Below are 14728 nucleotides of genomic sequence, written 5' to 3' on the forward strand. Positions count from 1 at the left end.
CTGCCATTGCCATCAAGCGAAATAGGTAAGCAATGCTGACCTATCAAAAAATAGCAAGAAATGTTCGCTCACACTGCCCTGCGCGTAAGGAACAGAATGCCGGAAACCGGTTTTCCGCCATCTTTGCGAACGACCGTCCTGACGATCTTGAGGATTTCGAAGCCGTGGCGGGCAAGCAGCTGCCTCACATAGGCTTCCGAATGGGCATAACGCAGCGACGGGGCAAGATGGAAGCCGTCGCGGTCGCCCGCATCCTCGACGGAAAAGGCGAAGTCCGCACCGGCGGCGGCGAGTTCGCCGACGATCGCAAAGACGCTCTCGAGGTTGCCGAGATACATCAGCACGTCGGCTGCGGTCACGAGGTCGGCCCGCCGGCGCCCGGCATCGTCGAACAGGCAGGAGCGATCGGGCGCAAGCGACAGATCGGCCTGGGCGAGGTGATCATAGACCCGTTTGTCGGAAGCCTTGGCCAGCATGTTCTGCGACAGGTCGAAGCCTTCGAGGCGGCCGGCGAGAGCGCGGATCTCCTGGCCGAGCAGACCGGTGCCGCAACCGAGATCGACGGCGCATTCGTAACGCCTGTCGGTGGAAGAAACGAGGGCCGCCAGCTTCTGCGGGACGCTGTAATCGAGTTTGTCGACCAGGGCGGTGTCGAATCGGTCGGCATAATCGTCGAACAGGCGCTCGACATAGCGGCTCGGCGGCCGGTCAGGGATCACAGCGTCGCCGAGAAGGGCAAGCTTGAGGGTGGCGCCGAATATATCCTCGGGATCGAGGGCGAGCGTCCGGCGATAGGGCTCGATCGCGGCTGCCCCCCTGCCCGCCTTTTCCAGATAGGTGGCGAGCCGATACCAGCCGGCGGCCCAGGCAGGCGCGAGTTCGAGCGCCTGTTCCATCAGTTCGGCCGCTGCCTCCGCCTCGCCGCCTTCTTCGAGCATCCTGGCATAATCGGCGCGGCGGTCGGCGATGACATCGCCTGAGGAAAGCTGGTGGGACTGCATGACGGACCTATCGTTTCGCTGGCATTTGGCGGCGGCCACAAAAAAACTCAAGTCCTAATTCAGAGGCGAAGCGGCCAATTCCGGAAAGGGCTTGCGGGCGTTGCGCCGCGACCTTATTCCATGGGGCAAACAGGAGATGGCGCATGTCCGATCAGGTGAACAGGTTCCTCGGCGATTCGCTCGGCCGCACATTGATTAAACTCGTCGTCGTGTCGCTGATCGTCGGATTCGTCATGACTGTGTTCGGGCTGACGCCGTGGAACATCATCTATGGATTCCGCGACTTCATCCTGGAACTCTGGCACCGGGGCTTTGCAGCGCTCGGACGCGTCGGCGACTATCTCCTCCTCGGGGCAACGATCGTCATCCCGCTCTTCGTCATCCTTCGCCTTTTCAGCTATCGCCGGTAAACATGACATCGATCGATCTTTCCAGGCGCAGCCTGCTCTGCCTTTCCGGACTTGCACTCGCCGCGGTCGCCGGCTGCACCACGACGCCGAAAATTGCCGACACGCCCTCGAACGGCGAGGATGAGACGGCGAGCGTATTGCCGCTGGTCAACCAGCTGAGAGCCAAGAACGGCCTGCCACCGCTTGAGGTCGATCCGGCGGCGCAGACGGCCGCCCTTTTTCAGGCCAAGCGCATGGCGAGCGCCGGCAAGATGGCGCATCTCATGGGCATGACCGACAGTTTCGGCGCCCGCGTCAAGGCGAGCGGCGTGCGGCTGCCGGCGGCCGAGAATATCGCGTCCGGCCAGCAGAGCGTCGAAGCCGTGGTGACGGCCTGGATCAATTCGCCGCATCACCTGGAAAACATGCTCGGTCGTTATGACGGCCTCGGCGTCGCCGTCGCCCATAATACGGCTTCCAGGAACCTCCCCTATTGGGCCATGGTGCTTTCCAGCCGAGGCGATTCTGCCTCGATATGAGGCAGGTCATGGATACGTGCAGCAACAACGCCCTCGCTTTCGACGTGACGCATCGGCTGGTGCTGTCGATCGCCGTTCCGATGACACTCGGCTTCATGACGACACCGCTGCTCGGGCTGACGAGCACTGCCGTCGTTGGCCATATGGGTAACGCGGAAGCGCTGGCGGGGCTGGCGATCGGCGCGATGCTCTTCGACCTGATCCTCGGCAGTTTCAACTTTCTGCGTGCCTCGACGACGGGGCTGACGGCACAGGCCTATGGCCGGCGCGACCGGCATGAGCAGCAGGCTGTCTTCTGGCGAGCGCTTATTTCAGCCCTCGGCTGCGGGCTGGCGCTGCTCCTTCTTTCGCCGCTGCTCGAGACGGCGGGATTGCGGTTGATGGGCGCGGAAGGAGCGATCGCCGAGACGACCGGCACCTATTTTTCGATCCGCATGCTGGCGGCGCCGGCCGCACTCGCGAATTACGCCATCCTCGGCTTCGTCCTCGGGCGCGGACAGGGCAGCGTCGGGCTGGTGCTGCAGGCACTGATCAACGGCATCAATATCCTGCTTTCCATCTATCTCGGCCTGTCGCTCGGCTGGGGCGTGGCCGGGGTCGCCTGGGCAACCATGGCCGGTGAGACGGCCGGCGCGCTCGCCGGGCTTTTTATCGTGCTCCGCGGCTTTGCCAAGGCGGAGCGGCCGGCCTGGGCAGAGATCTTTTCCCGGCATCGGCTGGCGGAGCTTTTCGCCCTCAACCGCGACATCTTGATCCGCACCTTCGTGCTGATCGGCGCCTTCACGATCATGACGCGGATCGGCACCGGCTTCGGGGCGGTGACGCTGGCCGCCAATGCCGTGCTGATGAATTTCTTCCTGCTGTCCGGCTATTATCTCGACGGGCTTGCCAACGCCGCCGAGCAGATCACCGGCCGGGCCGTCGGCGCGCGCTATCGGCCGGCCTTCGAGCGCGGGCTGAAGCTCACCACCTTCTGGTCGTTCGGATTGGCGGCCCTCGTTTCCGGCTTCTTCTTTCTCGCCGGCCCCTGGCTGATCTCGGTACTGACCACCTCGCCGGAGGTGCGGCAGGCGGCCGAAACCTATCTGCCCTGGGCTGCCATTACCGGACTGACGGGGGCGCTCGCCTTCCTGATGGACGGCGTCTTCATCGGTGCGACTTGGTCGGTCGACATGCGCAACCGGATGCTGATGTCCTTTGCCGGCTACCTCGTCATGCTCGCCGTCTTCGTGCCGCTCTTCGGCAATCACGGCCTGTGGCTTGGTATGAACGCCTTCCTGCTGTTTCGTGGCTTCTTCCTCGCCATGCTGGTCAGGCCGCGGGCCGATCAGACCTTCCGCGCCGCCCAGTAATCCAGCCTGCTGTCACGCAATGTGCGGATCGAGCCCACCTTTTCGCGGTCGAGCAGCGCCGAAAGACCGCGGACGATATCGCCGGGAAGACCAGGGCCCTCATAGACCATGCAGGAATAGAGCTGGACAAGATCGGCGCCCGCCCTGATTTTCTCCAGCGCGGTTTCGGCCGAGGAGACGCCGCCGACGCCGATGATCGGCAGATCAGGGCCGACGCGCTTGCGCATTCGGGCAAGCACCGCCGTCGATTTTTCGAACAGCGGCGCGCCGGAAAGACCGCCCGCCTCCTTCGCCTGGCGCTGATCCTTGAGACCGTCGCGAGACAGCGTGGTGTTGGAGACGATCAGTCCGTCCAGCGGATGCGCGAGCGCTTCCGCCGCGATATCGTCCATGCCTTCCTCGGTCAGGTCAGGGGCGATCTTCAGGAAGACCGGGATCTTCCGGCCGGATTTCTGCGCCATTTCGTCGCGCGCCGCCAGCACGGCCGACAGCAGCGCCGCCAGGCTTTCGCGTGCCTGCAGGTCGCGCAGCCCGGGCGTATTCGGCGAGGAGATATTGGCGGTGAAATAACGCGCGACGGAATAGAAGCGGCGGATGCCGGCGACATAATCGGCGATGCGATCATCGCTGTCCTTGTTGGCGCCGATATTGACGCCGATCATGCCGCCACCCGTCAGTGCCGAGAGGCGTTCGAAAGCGGCATCATGGCCTTCATTGTTGAAGCCGAGGCGGTTGATGACGGCTTCATCCTCGACAAGGCGGAAAATGCGCGGACGCGGATTGCCGCCCTGCGGCTTCGGCGTCACCGTGCCGATCTCGGTAAAGCCGAAGCCAAGCTTCAAGAGCGCTTCGGGCACCTCGGCATTCTTGTCGTAACCGGCCGCCATGCCGAGCGGGTTTTCGAAGATGAGGCCGGCGACGGTCTGGCGCAGGCGCGGATCGGGAGCGATCCGGCAGGCGGGCACGAGACCGGACTTCAGCGCGGCGATCGACATGCCGTGCGCCGTTTCCGGGTCGAACAGGAAGAGACCCTTGCGGGCGAGGCGCTTGAAGGGATCGATCATGGCTGCAGCTCCGGGAAGATATGAACGCCGTTCTCATCGAGCGGCAGCGGCGCCTCCCAGAGCACGGCCGCCAGCGGCAGATCGGCGTAGAGATGCGGGAAGAGATCGCCGCCGCGGGAGGGTTCGAAGAGGAGCTTGTCACTGAAAGCGCGGCCATCGACGGCGACCAGCACCAGGCCGGGCTGGCCGGCAAAATGCAGGGACGCGGTCTGTTTCACCTGGTCCGCCGTAGAGAAATGGATGAAGCCGTCCTTGAGATCGACGCCGGCGCCATGAAAAACACCGCTTTGTCTGGCTTGCTGCCAAAGCGTTTCCGTCACGATCTTGTAAAGGGTCGGTGGCACGGTCATCATGGCCTCGCGATTGCTGATCCTTGGGTCATGAGCGCTTTGCCGGAAAGAGGCGGCGATGTCCACGCCCCGGCACTCAAAAAGCGGGGCCAGCCCAGGCAAAATCCGGAGGATGAGACGATGAAGATTTTGGTTCTCGCACTTGGCGCTGTTCTGCTGCCGCTCGCGGCCGCGGCGGCCGAGGCAGATGCGGGCCGGTTCCAGTTGGAGAAGAGCGGCGACCATTTCGTCCGGCTCGACCGCCAGACTGGCGCCATGTCGATCTGCCAGGACAAGGACGGCGCCCTGGTCTGCCGTATGGCGGCCGATGAGCGGGCGGCCTATGAGGATGAGCTCGACCGGCTTTCAGAACGGGTGGCCAAGCTGGAACAAAGCGGCCTCATCCAGCGGGCTTTGCCGAGCGATGCGGAAATCGACCGCTCGATCAGCATCATGGAGCGGATGATGAAGAGTTTCATGGGGATGGTGAAGGAGTTCCAGGCTGACGAAAAAGCCAATCCCCTTCCGCAGAAGACATGATCTGATATAGTCATTTCAGAATGCCTGCATGCAACGCCGAGGGGACGGCGCGCATGCGGCATGATCGGACTCTTGGGAGGGAGTTTTCGATGCAGGAACAGACCATCATCATTGCGGACGATCATCCGCTGTTTCGCGATGCGCTGCGCCAGGCGGTGATCGGCATGGAGGGACGCCAGTCGATCGTCGAAGCCGGCGATTTCGCAGCCGCACGCACCGCCGCCGGCACCCATCCAGACGCCGACCTGATGCTGCTCGATCTCGCCATGCCCGGCGTCAGCGGCTTTTCCGGCCTAATGGCGCTGCGCGCCGAATTCGCCAGCCTGCCGATCATCATCGTTTCGGCGAGCGACGACGCCACGACGATCCGCCGGGCGCTGGAACTCGGCGCTTCCGGCTTCATTTCCAAATCCTCGGGCATCGAAGACATTCGCCGCGGCATCCAGACGGTGCTTGCCGGCGATATCGCCACACCGGAAAGCTATCTCGACGGCCAGGAGCAGGATCCTGACGTCGCCGACCTGATCCGCCGCCTGCACACGCTGACGCCGCAGCAGAGCCGGGTGCTGACCATGCTGGCCGAAGGCCTGTTGAACAAGCAGATCGCCTATGAACTCGGCGTCTCCGAAGCGACGATCAAGGCGCATGTATCGGCAATCCTGCTGAAACTCGATGTCGACAGCCGCACACAGGCGGTCATCCAGCTCGGCAAGATCAATATGGCGATGGTAGCCTGAGGGTCGACCGAAACCGTCGACAGCAGGATTTTATTCCTCCTTTACCTTTACGGGCGCCGGACGGTCGGTTACTATTCCGTCCGGCTACGCTTCGGCCCGAAAATCGGAATCGATTTTCGGGCCGAAGCGTAGATTTGAAGGGTCAGAGCGTCCTTTGTGCGTCCGAACGGACGCCCGGCGCGCGCTGGAGCGGTTCAGCTTTTCACGGAAAGGCAGAGCCGCTCTAGCTTTTTGGATTTACGCAATTCCGGACGGAAAACGCTTCGCACTTTTCCTGGAATTGCTCTAAAGCGCGGCCTCTAACAGGCCGCACGGAATCGGGCGCATATGCTGTCACACAAGCAGATCTGGGAGGCGATCGACAGGCTTGCCGAACGGCACGAGCTGACGCCATCCGGTCTTGCGCGCCGCGCCGGGCTCGACCCCACCTCGTTCAACAAGTCGAAACGGCTTTCGGCCGATGGGCGGCTGCGCTGGCCGTCGACGGAATCGATCGCCAAGGTGCTCGACGCGACAGGGGCGAGCATGGAGCAGTTTTTCGCCTTCATGCAACCGGCCGCCAGTTCCGCCGGAGAGCGGATCGGCGAGCGTGCCGCCCCCCCGCCGGGCAGCGCCATTCCTCTGCTCGGCTTCGCCCAGGCCGGCGCCGGCGGCTTCTTCGACGATAGCGGCTTTCCGGCCGGTCATGGCTGGGACGTGGTGGAGTTTCCGACGAACCCGTCGCAGCGATCCGGCGTCTATGCGCTTGAGGTGCAGGGTGAAAGCATGATGCCGCTTTATCGCGACGGCGATGTGCTGATCGTCGAGCCCGGGGCGCAGGTGCGCCGCAATGACCGCGTCGTCGTGCGCACATGCGCGGGCGAGGTGATGGCCAAGGTGCTGCTGCGCCGAAGCCCGCGGTCGATCGAGCTGATGTCGCTCAATCCCGAACATCCCAACCGCACGATCGATCTCGCCGATGTCGATTGGATCGCCCGCATCATCTGGGCCAGTCAGTAGGAAGATATTCCATGCGCCCTGCCGCCGTCGTTACAGGTATCACGGGGATGGCGGTGGTGGTCGGCCTGCTGATGGCAGGCGAAGCGAGGCTTCGCGGCGGCACGGCAGGGGAAGAAACCGCAGCCGCAGAGGAAACGGCGGTCGCAGCGCCCGATGTTGCCCCCGAGACCGCCGGACCTGCGACGATATCCGACGAACGCGCCGAAATGATCGCCCGCTCGGCGGAGCCGGCGGCTCCGCCGCCTGCGGCTGATGGCGCGGCGCCCAAACCAGCCACCATCGCGCAGCAAGCGGCGCCAGTCGGCGGCGAAACGGCAGGTCCCGCCGGCAAAAAGGCGCTGGAGCTGCCGCGGCCGCTGGTCGAGAACGCGGGCAGTCTTTCCTTCGGGGAGCGACGGCTCCAGCTTGCCGGCATCGTCCCCACGCCGGCCGACAGGATATGCGGGCCGGCAGGCCGGCAATGGCCCTGCGGCATGCTGGCAAAGACGGCGCTGCGCCAGCTGTTGCGCAACCGCAGCATCACCTGCGATCTCGACACGGCCGAATGGAAGGGAACAGCGATCGCCGCCTGCCGGCTCGGCACGCAGGATCTCGGTGCATGGCTTGCCGAAACCGGCTGGGCGGAGGCAGAGGCGGGTTCGTCGCTTGCAGCCGTCGCCGAGAAGGCGAAGCAGGCGCAGAAAGGTATTTACGGCGGCGATCCGCGCCGCAAGTGACAAGCCGACCGCCGGGGCGAGATGCTGCCGATCTCTTGTAATGCCCGCCGCCAGTTCCTAATCTGGGCTGATCAACAAGGAATCAGAGATGAACAAGCCGCTTTCCGCCCATGATGCGCTGATCTACGTGATGGTGATGGCGTCGGCCGTCGACAGCACCATGAACGACAGGGAGATGGAAAGGATCGGCCAGTTGATCGGCTTCCTGCCGGTTTTCAAGGATTTCGATGACGACAAGCTCATTCCGATAGCACGCGACTGCGCCGCGCTGCTGGCCGGGCCCGAGGGCCTCGATGTCGTTCTCGAAACCGTACGAGACACCCTGCCGGCAAAACTCTACGACACGGCCTATGCGCTTGCCGTCGAAGTGGCCTCCGCCGATCTCTCGGTCAAGGCGGAGGAACTGCGGCTGCTCAGCCTGCTGCGGGACCGGCTCGGCCTCGACAAGCTCACCTGCGCGGCGATCGAGCGCAGCGCGATCGCCCGCTTCCGCAAGGGCTGAGCCCAAGTTTCAATAGAGCCCGTAAGGAAAATAGCGTAGATAGATTTCCTGAAGACGGCCGTTGCGCGACAGCGTCGCAAGCGCATGGTCGATGGCCGAAGTCAGCACACTGTCCTTCTGCCGCAGCATGATCGTCATGCCCTCGCCGAGGAATTGTTCGGAGAGGTAGGGGCCGTCGAACAGCGCGCAGCATTTGTCGGAGGCCGCCGAAGAGACCCAGAAGGAAAGCTGCAGCGCATCGGCGAAGGCGGCATCGACCTTTCGCTCCTTCAGCGCCGCAAGCAGGGCGTCCTTCGTGTCGAAAGCCTGCGCTTTCAGCGCCGGGAAAAAGGCTGCCAGCATCGCCTCGTGCACCGTGTCTTTGACGACGCCGACCGGATGGTTCGAGAGCGCGGCGGCGGTCTTTCCATCGAGCGGGGCGCCAAGATTGCGCACGAAGCGCGCCGGCAGCATCAGATATGGCCGGGAGAAGAGAAATTGCCGGCGCAGCTCCGGGGTGACCGCAAGGCCGGCGATGACGGCATCGCCCTGCGAGGCGGCGAGCGCATCCTTGAGATCGGCAAAAGGCATTGCCTGGATCTGGCACTTGTCGGAAATCTCCAGCTCGCTGCAGATTTCGCGGGCGAGATCGACGTTGAAACCGGAAAGCTTGCCGTTCTGATCGGTGAAATTAAACGGCGGGAAATCGACCGACGTCAGAAAGCGCAGGCGGACCAGCGAGGAGAGATCCGGCCTGGCGAGACGCTCGCGGGCATCGAAGAGCAACGGCAGCGAGGGCGCAGCTTGCTGGGCGAATGCCTCAAAGCTCGAAAACAGCGCTGCCAGAAACAGGCCGATCGCCAGAAAAGCCCTGAGAGTCGGGGATGCCTGCTGGAATTCAATCATGGTGATCCAGTTTCGGGGTTGGGGTCGCCGAGATGTAACAGAGTCATGGCCGGCGGGGAATATCCATGGGAGTGAGGGGAGCGGATGAGGCTCTCTTGAGCGATAGCGCGCACCTCCTGCCCTCAAAATTAGGAGTGCGCCTGCGCCTGCGCGTTAGCGCGGAATTAAAGAATATCGCCTCTATTTGTCGCGACGATACGGACCCCGCCAGCCGATTGCATGATGCATGCGTCAGTTTCCTTTCCGGCGCCGCGACACTCAGGCAGCGCTCTTTACAAATTCAATTTTCAAACACCGGACGCGCGGCGCGCCCGGCCAGATCGGGTGACATTTCCATGTTGAAGCATTTGAAAATCCGCACCAAAATCATATCGGTCGTGGCGCTGCTCGGGCTTATCACGATGGCGGGGCTTGTCTATGTCATCTCCGAATTCCGCCAGGCCGACGCCGCCTATAGTGCCTTTATCGATCATGAGGCGCAGGCATCGATGCTGAGCGCGCGCGCCAGCGCATCGGTGGTGGCCTCGGTGCTGCAGGTCACCCTGCTGGCTGACATGAAACCCGATACGCCGGCTTTCCAGACGGCGCTTGCCACACCGAGCAAGCTGCCACAGGCCCGCGACCGGATGAAACAGGCCCTCGCACTGGTCCCGAGCCGCAAGGCAGCGATCGACGAGATCGAGGCCGGCATCGATGAAATCGAAGCTCTGGCGAACAAGATCATCGAACAGAGCAGGGCCGGGGACAGCGCCGGTGCGCTCGCGAATGTCGCGCTGATCAATGCCAAGCTCGATGCGCTGACGCCGAAGATGATCGCCAACAACGATGCGATGATGGCATTGCTCAACGACGGCGGCGGCGCGCTTTCGGCGTCCGTCAACGGCCGGATCACCTTCTGTTTCGTCCTGATCGGCATCGCTGTTCTCACCGCGATCGGCTTCGCCGTCGCCGTGGCGCAAAAAGGCATTGCCGGCCCGATGACGAATCTCAGCCTGCGCATGACGCGGCTTGCCGAGGGCGACACCAACAGCGATATCAGCGGTCTCGATCGCCGCGACGAAGTCGGCCACATGGCAAAGGCGGTTTCGATCTTCCGCGACAACGCGATCGAGCGTCGTCAAATCCAGGCGCGCGCCGAGGCAGACCGCAGCGTCAGCGACGGCGAGCGCCGCGAACGCGAGGCCCAGAAAGCCCGCGAGGCAGCCGAACTCGAACGCGCCGTCGCAGCTCTTGGCGATGGCCTGCGCCGCCTTGCCGCCGGCGATCTCGCCTCTGATATCGGCGAGCCCTTCGTCGCCCATCTCGATGCGCTGCGCCAGGATTTCAACCACTCGATCGAGAAGCTCAACGAGACCATGCAGGCGGTCGGGGCCAATGCCCGGGCGATCGGCGCCGGCGCCAACGAGATTCGTTCCTCCGCCGACGAGCTTTCCCGGCGAACGGAACAGCAATCGGCCTCGGTCGAAGAAACCGCCGCGGCGCTGGAAGAGATCACCACGACGGTGCGCGACGCCGCCAAGCGCGCCGAGGAGGCGAGCCAGCTCGTCACCCGCACGCGCCTCGGCGCCGAAAGATCCGGCGAGATCGTCCGCAAGGCCGTCTCCGCCATGCATGAGATCGAAAAGTCCTCTGGCGAAATTTCCAACATCATCGGCGTCATCGACGACATCGCCTTCCAGACCAACCTCTTGGCGCTGAATGCAGGCGTCGAGGCGGCACGCGCCGGTGAGGCGGGCAAGGGTTTTGCCGTCGTCGCTCAGGAAGTGCGCGAGCTCGCCCAGCGCTCGGCCAATGCCGCCAAGGAGATCAAGTCGCTGATCACCAATTCCGGCATGCATGTGCAGACCGGCGTCACGCTGGTCGGCGAGACCGGCAAGGCGCTCGACGTGATCGTCACCGAAGTGCAGGAAATCAACCAGCACGTCCACGCGATCGCCGAAGCCTCGCGCGAGCAGTCGATCGGGCTGCAGGAGATCAATACCGCCGTCAATACCATGGATCAGGGCACGCAGCAGAATGCGGCAATGGTCGAGCAATCGACGGCCGCCAGCCACAGCCTCGCCAGCGAAGCATCGGCGCTCAACATGCTGCTCGGCCAGTTCCGTCTGACCGGCACCGGCGCCTTTGCCGCAGCAGCACCGATGACATCGTCCCGACCACCGACTGCAGCACCGCACTCCGCTGCACCGCGAGCCACGGTACGCACGGCAGCCAAGACATCGATCCGCATCGCTGGCGAAGGCACCGCCCGGCCGGCCGCCTCACCGGCGCGCGCGCTCGGCCAGACACTCGCCAACGCCTTCGGCGCAGGCAGCACGCCGAAGAGCCAGGATGGCGATTGGACGGAATTCTAAGCAGAAGCTCCGCGACCTCTAGCAAGACTGACGCCTGTGGAACTGACGCCTGCCACTCATCCGATCCCTCTCCCGCTCGCGGGGAACGTGTCCTGCGATGAGGGACGGAGAGGGTGCGGCACCTCCCCTTCTCCGCTCAGAACGCGGAGATGACCGGCAGGCGGGTAGAGGCAAGCAGCGGCCATCCTTACTTTTTGCGGGGCCGTCTAGTCCGGCCGCCAGCCGGCCTCGACAAGAATGTTTCCAGGCGCCGTGCAATAAAACGACCAGCCGCCGCGCGTTTGCGCAATGAGTTGGAGCCAATCCAGAGTAAGATTGGAACGTTCGGAGCTTTGGAGGGGATAGACATGAAATCCGCGATCATCGGCCTCATCGGCACTCTCGCTCTTGGGGGGTGCAACACCACGACATACACCGGCCCGGGGCTGGAGCCCATCCCGGGCAGCATCACCTATACCGGCCAGCCGCGCACCAAGCTCACCAAATCCCCGCCCGGATCGAGCTTCCCGCATGATTTCATCGACCAGTATGGCCAGCAGGTGGAGGAGACCTACATCATCCAGCCTGACCGAAGCCTGATCATCGCGCACCGGCGATACAAGCCGATCCGGTTTTTCCGGGACTAAGTTTCACAGCGCCACTGAGGGAAGTGGAGCGGGTGAAGGGAATCGAACCCTCGTATTCAGCTTGGGAAGCTGCTGCTCTACCATTGAGCTACACCCGCGATGCGCTGAGATTTCCAACAGATGGGGGCCGCTGTCAAGTCGCCGCCCGTCAGGCCGGCGTCAGATGCGGAAATGTTTGGAAAGCTTGAGGCCCTGGGCCTGGTAGTTGGAGCCGAGGCCGGAGCCGTAGAGGCTGGCCGGTTTTTCCTGCATGTGCTCGTAGACCAGGCGGCCAACGATCTGGCCGTCTTCGAGGATGAAGGGCACTTCGTGGCTGCGCACTTCGAGTACGGCGCGGCTGCCGCGCCCGCCTGCCGGCGCATGGCCGAAGCCCGGATCGAAGAAGCCGGCATAGTGGACACGGAATTCGCCGACCAGCGGATCGAAGGGAGTCATTTCGGCGGCATAATCCGGCGGCACATGCACGGCCTCACGCGAGACAAGGATATAGAATTCGTCGGGATCAAGGATCAGCTCGTTGCGGCCGCGGCTATAGAGCGGCTCCCAGAAATCGAAGATGTCGTGCTGATCCTTCTCGTCGACATCGACGACGGCGGTGTGGTGTTTGCCGCGATAGCCGATCAGGCCGTCCTTGTCGCCGGTGAGATCGATCGACAGCGCGATGCCGCCGCCCGACACGTTCGGCTGCTTGCTGGCAACCAGCGTCTCGCTTTCATGCAGCTTCAAAAGTTCCGGCTCGCCGAGCACGGACTGGCCGACGCGGAAGCGGATCTGCGACAGACGCGAGCCGCGGCGCACGACGATCGGGAAGGTGCGCGGGCTGATTTCGAGATAGAGCGGGCCGGAATAACCTGCCGGGATCTTGTCGAATTCCTGGGCGTAGTCGGTGATGACGCGGGTGAATATATCGAGCCTGCCGGTCGAGCTCTTCGGATTGGCCGAGGCCGACATGTCGGCCGGCAGCGCCAGGCTTTCCATCAGCGGCACGATATAGACGCAGCCGGTTTCGAGCACCGCGCCTTGGGACAGGTCGATCACGTGCAGGCTCAGCCGATCGAGCTTGTCCGAGACCAGATGCGAGGGACCGGGCATGAAGGAGGCACGCACACGAAACGCCTTGCTTCCCAAGCGCAGGTCGAGACTTGCCGGCTGGATCTGATCGCGGTCGAGCTCCCGCTCGGAGTTCAGTCGCCCCGTTTCGAACAGCGCCGCAATCGCGCGATCCGCCAGAATTCCAGTTTCGCGAGCCATCGTGCCCCATCCATCATTTTGCCGCCGACAAAACCAAACTCGGGGAATTGACGCAAGCCGCCAACAGCAGTATTGCAGAATTATCCCGTGGTGATTTGGCCGGTCGGCTTGCAGCCACGTTAAACAAGTGGCTAAAAAGACCGGGTTATGAAACCGGTCTGCTTTTGCGGCCGGTTTTTTTGTTATGTGAAGGTGATGGCATGAGCAAGACCTGGCGCCCGGCAACCCAACTCGTCCATGGCGGCACGCTGCGTTCGCAATATGGTGAAACGTCGGAAGCAATCTATCTCACCCAGGGTTTCGTCTATGACACGTCGGAAGCGGCCGAAGCCCGCTTCAAGGGCGAAACGGACGGCTTCATCTACGCCCGCTACGGCAGCCCGACGAACGACATGTTCGAAAAGCGCATGTGCGCATTGGAAGGCGCCGAAGATGCCCGCGCCACCGCCTCCGGCATGGCGGCCGTCACTGCCGCCGTCCTCTGCCAGGTCAAGGCAGGCGACCATATCGTCGCCGCCCGCGCCCTGTTCGGCTCCTGCCGCTGGGTCGTAGAAACGCTGGCGCCGAAATACGGCGTCGAGTGCACGCTGGTCGACGGCCGAGATCTCGCCAACTGGGAAAAGGCGATCCGCCCGAACACCAAGGTGTTCTTCCTGGAAAGCCCGACCAATCCGACGCTCGAAGTGGTCGATATTGCAGGCGTCGCCAGGCTCGCCAACCAGGTCGGCGCCAAGCTGATCGTCGACAACGTCTTTGCGACCCCGCTCTTCCAGAAGCCCTTGGAGCTCGGCGCCCATATCGTCGTCTATTCCGCCACCAAGCATATTGACGGCCAGGGCCGCTGTCTCGGCGGCGTGGTGCTCGCCGACAAGGCATGGATCGACGAGAACCTGCACGACTATTTCCGCCATACCGGCCCGGCCATGTCGCCGTTCAATGCCTGGACGCTCCTGAAGGGGATCGAGACGCTGCCGCTGCGCGTGCGCCAGCAGACCGAGAATGCGGCGAAGATCTCCGATTTCCTGGCCGAGCAAGGCAAGGTCGCCAAGGTGATCTATCCCGGCCGCAAGGATCATCCGCAGGCCGACATCATCGCCAAGCAGATGACCGGCGGCTCGACGCTCGTCTGCTTCGAGCTGAAGGGCGGCAAGGAGGCGGCCTTCGCATTGCAGAATGCGCTTGAGATCATCAAGATCTCCAACAATCTCGGCGACAGCAAAAGCCTGATCACCCATCCGGCAACGACCACGCACAAGAACCTGACGGAAGAGGCGCGCGCCGAACTCGGCATTTCTCCGGGTACGGTGCGGCTTTCAGCCGGCATCGAGGACACGGACGACCTGATCGAGGATTTCGCGCAGGCGCTTTCCAAGGTATCGGCTTGATCGACTGGAATAGCGGCCGGATTTCAATGTGGAGCCGGCCGCCGATCCGCGGGAACAAG

The 14728-nt window shown here is 63.3% G+C and carries 16 protein-coding genes, 1 tRNA gene, 1 pseudogene and 1 riboswitch; of the genes and pseudogenes, 11 read left to right on the forward strand and 7 right to left on the reverse strand.

Going from position 1 to position 14728, the window contains the following annotated elements; all coding sequences use genetic code 11:
- Nucleotides 1-68 precede the first annotated feature (68 nt).
- Nucleotides 69-1001, reverse strand: coding sequence for a methyltransferase (locus tag J7U39_RS17315; RefSeq protein WP_210629309.1), 933 nt, complete (start codon nucleotides 999-1001; stop codon nucleotides 69-71).
- 143 nt (nucleotides 1002-1144) lie between these two features.
- On the opposite strand from J7U39_RS17315, the gene J7U39_RS17320 reads away from it, so the two are divergent.
- From J7U39_RS17320 to J7U39_RS17330, 3 genes are read left to right on the forward strand one after another with little or no spacing between them, the layout of a single operon-like run.
- A complete protein-coding gene (locus J7U39_RS17320) occupies nucleotides 1145-1411 on the forward strand; it encodes a DUF6460 domain-containing protein (RefSeq protein WP_064800579.1) in 267 nt (88 codons plus the stop codon).
- Between the two features lie 2 nt (nucleotides 1412-1413).
- Complete coding sequence (locus J7U39_RS17325; RefSeq protein WP_210629310.1) at nucleotides 1414-1929, forward strand: CAP domain-containing protein; 516 nt, start codon at nucleotides 1414-1416, stop codon at nucleotides 1927-1929.
- An 8-nt stretch (nucleotides 1930-1937) separates the two neighbouring features.
- Nucleotides 1938-3281 carry an MATE family efflux transporter gene (locus J7U39_RS17330; RefSeq protein ID WP_210629311.1) on the forward strand — a complete coding sequence of 448 codons (1344 nt, stop codon included), beginning with the start codon at nucleotides 1938-1940 and terminating at the stop codon, nucleotides 3279-3281.
- On the opposite strand, the gene J7U39_RS17335 is transcribed toward J7U39_RS17330, so the two are convergent.
- Together J7U39_RS17335 and J7U39_RS17340 are read right to left on the reverse strand one after the other, a co-directional pair.
- Complete coding sequence (locus tag J7U39_RS17335) at nucleotides 3257-4345, reverse strand: quinone-dependent dihydroorotate dehydrogenase (RefSeq protein ID WP_210629312.1); 1089 nt, start codon at nucleotides 4343-4345, stop codon at nucleotides 3257-3259. The genes J7U39_RS17330 and J7U39_RS17335 overlap by 25 nt on opposite strands.
- Nucleotides 4342-4695 carry a DUF952 domain-containing protein gene (locus J7U39_RS17340; RefSeq protein WP_210629313.1) on the reverse strand — a complete coding sequence of 118 codons (354 nt, stop codon included), beginning with the start codon at nucleotides 4693-4695 and terminating at the stop codon, nucleotides 4342-4344. The genes J7U39_RS17335 and J7U39_RS17340 overlap by 4 nt, the downstream gene beginning before the upstream one ends.
- A 120-nt stretch (nucleotides 4696-4815) precedes the next feature.
- Here J7U39_RS17340 and J7U39_RS17345 point away from each other — a divergent pair, with 120 nt between their 5' ends.
- From J7U39_RS17345 to J7U39_RS17365, 5 genes are all read left to right on the forward strand, one after another.
- Nucleotides 4816-5214 carry a hypothetical protein gene (locus J7U39_RS17345; protein WP_210629314.1) on the forward strand — a complete coding sequence of 133 codons (399 nt, stop codon included), beginning with the start codon at nucleotides 4816-4818 and terminating at the stop codon, nucleotides 5212-5214.
- A gap of 89 nt (nucleotides 5215-5303) precedes the next feature.
- Nucleotides 5304-5951 carry a response regulator transcription factor gene (locus tag J7U39_RS17350; RefSeq protein WP_210629315.1) on the forward strand — a complete coding sequence of 216 codons (648 nt, stop codon included), beginning with the start codon at nucleotides 5304-5306 and terminating at the stop codon, nucleotides 5949-5951.
- Between the two features lie 327 nt (nucleotides 5952-6278).
- Nucleotides 6279-6950: a helix-turn-helix transcriptional regulator gene (locus tag J7U39_RS17355; protein WP_210629316.1), complete on the forward strand. Its 672-nt coding sequence runs from the start codon at nucleotides 6279-6281 to the stop codon at nucleotides 6948-6950.
- Between the two features lie 11 nt (nucleotides 6951-6961).
- Entirely contained in the window at nucleotides 6962-7666 is a 705-nt protein-coding gene (locus J7U39_RS17360) for a thermonuclease family protein (protein ID WP_210629317.1), read from the forward strand.
- Nucleotides 7667-7754: 88 nt separating this feature from the next.
- Nucleotides 7755-8168: a tellurite resistance TerB family protein gene (locus J7U39_RS17365; protein ID WP_210629318.1), complete on the forward strand. Its 414-nt coding sequence runs from the start codon at nucleotides 7755-7757 to the stop codon at nucleotides 8166-8168.
- A gap of 9 nt (nucleotides 8169-8177) precedes the next feature.
- On the opposite strand, the gene J7U39_RS17370 is transcribed toward J7U39_RS17365, so the two are convergent.
- Nucleotides 8178-9053, reverse strand: a complete 876-nt coding sequence (locus J7U39_RS17370) for a transporter substrate-binding domain-containing protein (RefSeq protein ID WP_210629319.1) — start codon at nucleotides 9051-9053, stop codon at nucleotides 8178-8180.
- A gap of 335 nt (nucleotides 9054-9388) precedes the next feature.
- On the opposite strand from J7U39_RS17370, the gene J7U39_RS17375 reads away from it, so the two are divergent.
- Complete coding sequence (locus J7U39_RS17375) at nucleotides 9389-11407, forward strand: methyl-accepting chemotaxis protein (protein WP_210629320.1); 2019 nt, start codon at nucleotides 9389-9391, stop codon at nucleotides 11405-11407.
- A 206-nt stretch (nucleotides 11408-11613) separates the two neighbouring features.
- Here the strand turns inward: J7U39_RS17375 and J7U39_RS17380 are convergent.
- Nucleotides 11614-11685: pseudogene (locus tag J7U39_RS17380) on the reverse strand (VOC family protein); the annotation flags it as partial.
- Between the two features lie 69 nt (nucleotides 11686-11754).
- Here J7U39_RS17380 and J7U39_RS17385 point away from each other — a divergent pair.
- On the forward strand, nucleotides 11755-12033 hold the full coding sequence (locus tag J7U39_RS17385) for a hypothetical protein (RefSeq protein ID WP_210629321.1): 279 nt from the start codon (nucleotides 11755-11757) through the stop codon (nucleotides 12031-12033).
- A 24-nt stretch (nucleotides 12034-12057) separates the two neighbouring features.
- Here the strand turns inward: J7U39_RS17385 and J7U39_RS17390 are convergent.
- Together J7U39_RS17390 and J7U39_RS17395 are read right to left on the reverse strand one after the other, a co-directional pair.
- Nucleotides 12058-12131, reverse strand: a tRNA-Gly gene (locus J7U39_RS17390).
- A 61-nt stretch (nucleotides 12132-12192) separates the two neighbouring features.
- Nucleotides 12193-13284, reverse strand: coding sequence for a 2'-deoxycytidine 5'-triphosphate deaminase (locus tag J7U39_RS17395; protein WP_020920313.1), 1092 nt, complete (start codon nucleotides 13282-13284; stop codon nucleotides 12193-12195).
- A gap of 77 nt (nucleotides 13285-13361) precedes the next feature.
- Nucleotides 13362-13440: riboswitch (SAM riboswitch) on the forward strand.
- A 44-nt stretch (nucleotides 13441-13484) separates the two neighbouring features.
- On the opposite strand from J7U39_RS17395, the gene J7U39_RS17400 reads away from it, so the two are divergent.
- Nucleotides 13485-14669: an O-succinylhomoserine sulfhydrylase gene (locus J7U39_RS17400; RefSeq protein WP_210629322.1), complete on the forward strand. Its 1185-nt coding sequence runs from the start codon at nucleotides 13485-13487 to the stop codon at nucleotides 14667-14669.
- Nucleotides 14670-14728 lie beyond the last annotated feature (59 nt).

Origin of the sequence: Rhizobium sp. NLR16a, assembly GCF_017948245.1 — a bacterium.
In the GTDB taxonomy this organism is placed as follows: Bacteria; Pseudomonadota; Alphaproteobacteria; order Rhizobiales; family Rhizobiaceae; genus Rhizobium.

What these genes read in the sequence shown, in the direction of transcription:
- J7U39_RS17355 (WP_210629316.1), top strand. Translation starts at nt 6,279, where the DNA reads ATGCTGTCACACAAGCAGATCTGGGAGGCGATCGACAGGCTTGCCGAA.
- J7U39_RS17330 (WP_210629311.1), top strand. Translation starts at nt 1,938, where the DNA reads ATGGATACGTGCAGCAACAACGCCCTCGCTTTCGACGTGACGCATCGG.
- J7U39_RS17325 (WP_210629310.1), top strand. Translation starts at nt 1,414, where the DNA reads ATGACATCGATCGATCTTTCCAGGCGCAGCCTGCTCTGCCTTTCCGGA.
- J7U39_RS17340 (WP_210629313.1), bottom strand. Translation starts at nt 4,695, where the DNA reads ATGACCGTGCCACCGACCCTTTACAAGATCGTGACGGAAACGCTTTGG.
- J7U39_RS17315 (WP_210629309.1), bottom strand. Translation starts at nt 1,001, where the DNA reads ATGCAGTCCCACCAGCTTTCCTCAGGCGATGTCATCGCCGACCGCCGC.
- J7U39_RS17345 (WP_210629314.1), top strand. Translation starts at nt 4,816, where the DNA reads ATGAAGATTTTGGTTCTCGCACTTGGCGCTGTTCTGCTGCCGCTCGCG.
- J7U39_RS17385 (WP_210629321.1), top strand. Translation starts at nt 11,755, where the DNA reads ATGAAATCCGCGATCATCGGCCTCATCGGCACTCTCGCTCTTGGGGGG.
- J7U39_RS17365 (WP_210629318.1), top strand. Translation starts at nt 7,755, where the DNA reads ATGAACAAGCCGCTTTCCGCCCATGATGCGCTGATCTACGTGATGGTG.
- J7U39_RS17370 (WP_210629319.1), bottom strand. Translation starts at nt 9,053, where the DNA reads ATGATTGAATTCCAGCAGGCATCCCCGACTCTCAGGGCTTTTCTGGCG.
- J7U39_RS17360 (WP_210629317.1), top strand. Translation starts at nt 6,962, where the DNA reads ATGCGCCCTGCCGCCGTCGTTACAGGTATCACGGGGATGGCGGTGGTG.
- J7U39_RS17375 (WP_210629320.1), top strand. Translation starts at nt 9,389, where the DNA reads ATGTTGAAGCATTTGAAAATCCGCACCAAAATCATATCGGTCGTGGCG.
- J7U39_RS17350 (WP_210629315.1), top strand. Translation starts at nt 5,304, where the DNA reads ATGCAGGAACAGACCATCATCATTGCGGACGATCATCCGCTGTTTCGC.
- J7U39_RS17320 (WP_064800579.1), top strand. Translation starts at nt 1,145, where the DNA reads ATGTCCGATCAGGTGAACAGGTTCCTCGGCGATTCGCTCGGCCGCACA.
- J7U39_RS17335 (WP_210629312.1), bottom strand. Translation starts at nt 4,345, where the DNA reads ATGATCGATCCCTTCAAGCGCCTCGCCCGCAAGGGTCTCTTCCTGTTC.
- J7U39_RS17395 (WP_020920313.1), bottom strand. Translation starts at nt 13,284, where the DNA reads ATGGCTCGCGAAACTGGAATTCTGGCGGATCGCGCGATTGCGGCGCTG.
- J7U39_RS17400 (WP_210629322.1), top strand. Translation starts at nt 13,485, where the DNA reads ATGAGCAAGACCTGGCGCCCGGCAACCCAACTCGTCCATGGCGGCACG.